The organism is Nocardioides sp. P5_C9_2 (assembly GCF_054049555.1).
Genome location: NZ_JBFUMD010000330.1, coordinates 1 through 4,547 on the forward strand (window position 1 = coordinate 1; position 4,547 = coordinate 4,547).

General features: G+C 71.4%; 7 protein-coding genes. 4 read left to right on the forward strand and 3 right to left on the reverse strand.

Annotation, left to right across the window (positions count from 1 at the left end; all coding sequences use genetic code 11):
* Nucleotides 1-117 precede the first annotated feature (117 nt).
* Nucleotides 118-543 carry an OsmC family protein gene (locus ACXJKL_RS15255; RefSeq protein ID WP_457207885.1) on the reverse strand — a complete coding sequence of 142 codons (426 nt, stop codon included), beginning with the start codon at nucleotides 541-543 and terminating at the stop codon, nucleotides 118-120.
* A 104-nt stretch (nucleotides 544-647) separates the two neighbouring features.
* Here ACXJKL_RS15255 and ACXJKL_RS15260 point away from each other — a divergent pair, with 104 nt between their 5' ends.
* Nucleotides 648-1,022: a globin gene (locus ACXJKL_RS15260; RefSeq protein ID WP_457207886.1), complete on the forward strand. Its 375-nt coding sequence runs from the start codon at nucleotides 648-650 to the stop codon at nucleotides 1,020-1,022.
* Nucleotides 1,023-1,043: 21 nt separating this feature from the next.
* Here ACXJKL_RS15260 and ACXJKL_RS15265 read toward each other — a convergent pair whose 3' ends face one another.
* The gene (locus ACXJKL_RS15265; RefSeq protein WP_457207887.1) at nucleotides 1,044-1,904 is read right to left on the reverse strand and encodes an acyl-CoA thioesterase; all 861 of its coding nucleotides are present in this window, start codon (nucleotides 1,902-1,904) and stop codon (nucleotides 1,044-1,046) included.
* Nucleotides 1,905-1,984: 80 nt separating this feature from the next.
* Complete coding sequence (locus tag ACXJKL_RS15270) at nucleotides 1,985-2,167, reverse strand: hypothetical protein (protein WP_457207888.1); 183 nt, start codon at nucleotides 2,165-2,167, stop codon at nucleotides 1,985-1,987.
* A gap of 109 nt (nucleotides 2,168-2,276) precedes the next feature.
* Here ACXJKL_RS15270 and ACXJKL_RS15275 point away from each other — a divergent pair, with 109 nt between their 5' ends.
* The 3 genes from ACXJKL_RS15275 to ACXJKL_RS15285 form a co-directional block, all read left to right on the forward strand.
* Nucleotides 2,277-2,867, forward strand: coding sequence for a TetR/AcrR family transcriptional regulator (locus ACXJKL_RS15275; protein ID WP_457207889.1), 591 nt, complete (start codon nucleotides 2,277-2,279; stop codon nucleotides 2,865-2,867).
* Nucleotides 2,868-2,960: 93 nt separating this feature from the next.
* Nucleotides 2,961-4,178, forward strand: a complete 1,218-nt coding sequence (locus tag ACXJKL_RS15280; RefSeq protein WP_457207890.1) for an acetyl-CoA C-acetyltransferase — start codon at nucleotides 2,961-2,963, stop codon at nucleotides 4,176-4,178.
* Nucleotides 4,179-4,280: 102 nt separating this feature from the next.
* On the forward strand, nucleotides 4,281-4,547 hold a 267-nt coding region (locus tag ACXJKL_RS15285), incomplete at its 3' end, for a MarR family transcriptional regulator (RefSeq protein ID WP_457207891.1).

Sequence of the window (4,547 nt, forward strand, 5' to 3'; positions counted from 1 at the left end):
GCGGCACGCGGACGAGAAGCCCGAGGCGCCGGCCACCGACGTCGACGACGCGCCGCCGGCGCGCGGGCCCGCCCGCGCGGAGGGCCCGGCCTGACGTGCCGGCCGGGCCCGTCCGGATCAGGAGAGCGCGGCGTCCAGCGTGATCGGGACGGCCGAGAGCGCCTGGGAGACCGGGCAGCCGGCCTTGGCCTCCTCGGCGAGCCTCACGAACGTCTCGTCGTCGATGCCCTCGACGACGCCGCGCACCGTGAGCGTGATGCCGGTGATCCCGGTGCCGGGGGTGAAGTCGACCGCGGCCTGGGTGTCGAGCGCGCTCGCGGGTGTGTCGTTCTTGGCCAGGCCGTTGGAGAAGGCCATCGAGAAGCACGACGAGTGGGCGGCAGCGATCAGCTCCTCGGGGCTGGTCTTGCCGTTGGCCTCCTCGGCGCGGGAGGGCCACGACACGTCGTAGGTGCCGATCCCGGAGGACTCCAGGGTGACCTTGCCGGCGCCCTCGAAGAGGGTGCCCTCCCAGTGGGTGGTCGCAGTGCGGGTCGTGGACATGCTGTGCTCCTGTTGCGTCGGGGACACGGGTCGTCCGGAGTCTTCCACGCCCACCCTCGCCTCCCGATGCGGTCGTCTCACCCCTCGCTCGGCACAATGGCCCGGTGAGCACCTTCTACGACGAGATCGGCGGCGAGGAGACGATCCGCCAGATCGTGCACACCTTCTACGAGGGGGTGGCGACCGACGAGGTGCTGCGCCCGCTCTACCCGGAGGAGGACCTCGGTCCCGCCGAGGACCGCTTCGCGCTGTTCCTGGTCCAGTACTGGGGCGGGCCGACGACCTACTCCGACACGCGCGGGCATCCCCGGCTGCGGATGCGGCACGCGCCCTTCGCGGTGACCCCGCTCGCGGCCGAGCGCTGGTTGGTGCACTTCCGGGCCGGCCTCGACAAGGCGTCCCTGCCCGCCGAGCAGGACGCCCGGTTCTGGGACTACGTCACCCACGCCGCGCAGTTCATGGTCAACACCCTGGAGTGAGGCCCGCCGTCGGCGAGCCGCTCAGGCCTCCAGCGCGGCCAGCATCGCTGCGCGGCGCTCCGGGCCGAGATCGACCGAGCGCCCGGCGACCGGGTCGAAGCAGACCAGCACCACCCGCGCCCGGGACAGCACCAGGTCGCCGTCGCGGATCTCGGACTCGATGGTGAAGGAACGCGTGCCGACATGGGTGACGCGCGACCACACGTCGTACGGCTCGGGACGGAAGAGGATCGGGACCTTGTAGTCGACGTCGGTCTGGGCCACCACGACGCGGGTCTCGCCCGCACCGGGCATGTGCTCGACCAGGTCGCGCATCAGCGGGATGCGCGACTCCTGGAGGTACTCGAGGTACTTCACGTTGTTGACGTGCCCGTAGACGTCGACGTCAGAGAAGCGCACGTGGAGGGGCCAGTGCCCCGGCTCCCAGGACTGCACCTGGCGAAGGCGCGGCCCTGCCGGGCCGCCGTCCTCGAGGAACGGCGCGAGCACGTCCTTCTCCTCGGGGCTGAGCCGTCGCGGGCGCTCGATGGCGAAGACGTACGGCGTCAGGACGGTGCTGGCCCGGACGTACGTCGTGCGGACGCCGTCCGCGTCCTCGTCGAAGATCTCGTAGGCCATCGTGAAGCTCGCCGCGCGGACCTCGGTGACCCAGCACTCGATGCTGACCGGTCGGAAGCGGAAGGTCAGCGGGGCGAGGTACGCGACCTCGTGGCGCACCACCACGACGCCCTCGGCCAGGTCGTCGGCCCGCGCGTCGGGGGCATGCAGGCGCAGCATGTCGACCCGCGCCTCCTGCAGGTAGTCGACGTACACCACGTTGTTCACATGGCCCAGGACGTCGAGGTCGGCCCAGCGGAGGGGGCACTCGTAGCGATGGCGCACGACTCGATGGTCGCAGAGTCGGGCGCCGGGTCGCGCGCGGTGCCGCCCGCTGGATCAGCAGGGTCGATCAGCAGGGTCGATCAGTGCGCGAAGTGCAGCTGGCCGTAGTAGGTGCCGATCGACTCGGAGCGGGCGATGCGCGCACGGTGGTTGACCACGAGGAAGTCGGTGGCGACGGCGACGGTGGCGACCAGGGCCAYGGCGGCCACGACGAAGAACGCGGTGACGAACGGGGCGAGGTCGGGGAGCAGCTGGAAGGTCATGGCAAGTCCTTTCTACATCTGTAGAATCTCTACGTTTGTAGAGCCTACGCCGGGTCTGCGAGGACCACAAACGCGCCGGTAGTGTCGTCGCTCACCCCCAGGAGGTCCGTTGCCCACGCCCCAGTCGCCCCGACGCCGCGAGATCCTCGACGCCGCCGTCGTCGTGCTGGCCGGTCATGGGCTGAAGGGGCTGACCCATCGCGGCATCGACCGGGAGGCCGGGCTGCCCGAGGGCAGCTCGTCGGCCTACTTCCGCAGTCGCGCGGCGCTCCAGCAGGCCGTGGCCGAGCATGTCTCGGACCGGCTTGTCCAGGACGTGGCCGACCTGTCCGAGACCCTGGCGGGCGGCGACCACGGCGTCGACCAGGCGGTCCGCGAGACCGGCGCGCTCTTCGGCCGCTGGCTCTCCCACCCCGACCTGGTGCTGGCGCGGCTCGAGCTGACCCTCGCGGCCACCCGCGACGCGGAGCTGGCCGTGGCGATGACCTCGTGGCGGGCCCAGCTGGTCGAGCTCGTACGCCGGACGCTCGGGGCCGGCGGTCGTCCCGACGACGCCACGCACGCCGCCACCATCGTGGCCGCCCTCGACGGGGTGCTCCTCGCCGCCCTGCAGCGGCCAGCCCGGCAGCGGCCGGCGTTCCTGCGCTCGAGCCTGGAGCTGCTCCTCGGGTCACTGGTCGAGCCGCCCACGCCCACATGACCCAGGCCACACGAGAACGCGTTCCAGCCGGATGCCGTGCCCGTCTAGGGTGAGCCACGCGACACCCGACCGTCCCCGAGATCCGGAGTTCCCATGCCTGAGGCAGTGATCGTTTCCGTAGCGCGTTCCCCCATCGGCCGCGCCAACAAGGGGTCCCTCGTGGACTTCCGGCCCGACGACCTCAGCGCCCTGATCGTGCGGGCCGCGCTGGACAAGATCCCCGGCCTCGACCCCCACACCGTCGATGACCTCTACCTCGGCTGCGGCCTGCCCGGCGGCGAGAGCGGCAACAACATGGGCCGGGTCGTCAACGTCCTCAACGGCATGGACGACGTCCCCGGCGCGACCATCACGCGCTACTGCGCCTCCTCGGTGCAGACCACCCGGATGGCCTTCCACGCCATCAAGGCGGGCGAGGGCGACGTCTTCATCTCCGCCGGTGTCGAGACGGTGTCGCGGTTCGCCAAGGGCACCTCGGACCACATCCCCCACACCGTCAATCCGCTCTTCGACGACGCCCAGTCGCGGACCGCGAAGACCGCCGAGGGCGGCGTGGACTGGCACGACCCCCGCGAGGACGGCCAGCTCCCCGACGCCTACATCGCCATGGGCCAGACGGCCGAGAACGTCGCCCGCTTGCGCGGCCTGTCGCGCCAGGAGCTCGACGAGTTCGGGGTCCGCTCGCAGAACCTCGCCGAGAAGGCCATCAACGACGGCTTCTGGGCCCGTGAGATCACCCCCGTCACCACCCCCGACGGCACCGTGGTGTCCACCGACGACGGCCCGCGGGCGGGCGTCACCTACGACGCGATCAAGGACCTCAAGCCGGTCTTCCGTCCCGACGGCGTGGTCACGGCCGGCAACTGCTGCGCCCTCAACGACGGCGCCGCGGCGGTGGTCGTGATGTCCGACACCCGCGCCGCCGAGCTCGGACTCACCCCGCTCGCGCGGATCGTCTCCACCGGCGTCTCGGGCCTGTCCCCCGAGATCATGGGCCTCGGCCCCGTGGAGGCGACCCGGCGCGCCCTGGCCCACGCCAACATGAGCATCGGCGACATCGACCTGGTCGAGATCAACGAGGCGTTCGCCGCCCAGGTCGTCCCGTCGTACCAGGACCTCGGCATCGACATCGACCGCCTCAACGTCAACGGCGGCGCGATCGCGGTGGGCCACCCGTTCGGCATGACCGGTGCCCGTCTCCAGAACACGATGATCAACTCCCTGGACTGGCACGACAAGAGCACCGGCCTCATCACCATGTGCGTCGGGGGCGGCCAGGGCATGGCCCTGATCCTCGAGCGCATCGGCTGAGTCCTGCCCGGGCGGTTCGGCTGCGAGGCCGGACCGCCATGGTTAGGGTCGAGGCCGACGGGCACGGTCTCGTCACCTGACACCGCACAAGGAGAACGCCGCATGTCCCCCGCAGCCCGCGCGCCACAGTGGCTCGACGAGGACCAGCAGCGCTCGTGGCGCGCCCTCGTGGTCGGCACGACCCTTCTCATGGACCGCCTCGACGACGACCTGCGGCGGGAGTTCAACATCTCCCTGACCGAGTACGAGATCCTGGTCCGGCTCTCCGAGCGTCCCGGGCGGTCGCTGCGGATGGCCCAGCTCGCCGACGCGCTGGCCCACTCCCGCAGCCGGGTGACCCACACCGTCGACCGCATGCAGCGGGCCGGG

Coding starts and splice junctions, on each gene's coding strand:
- ACXJKL_RS15255 (WP_457207885.1), bottom strand. CDS start 543: ATGTCCACGACCCGCACTGCGACCACCCACTGGGAGGGCACCCTCTTC.
- ACXJKL_RS15280 (WP_457207890.1), top strand. CDS start 2,961: ATGCCTGAGGCAGTGATCGTTTCCGTAGCGCGTTCCCCCATCGGCCGC.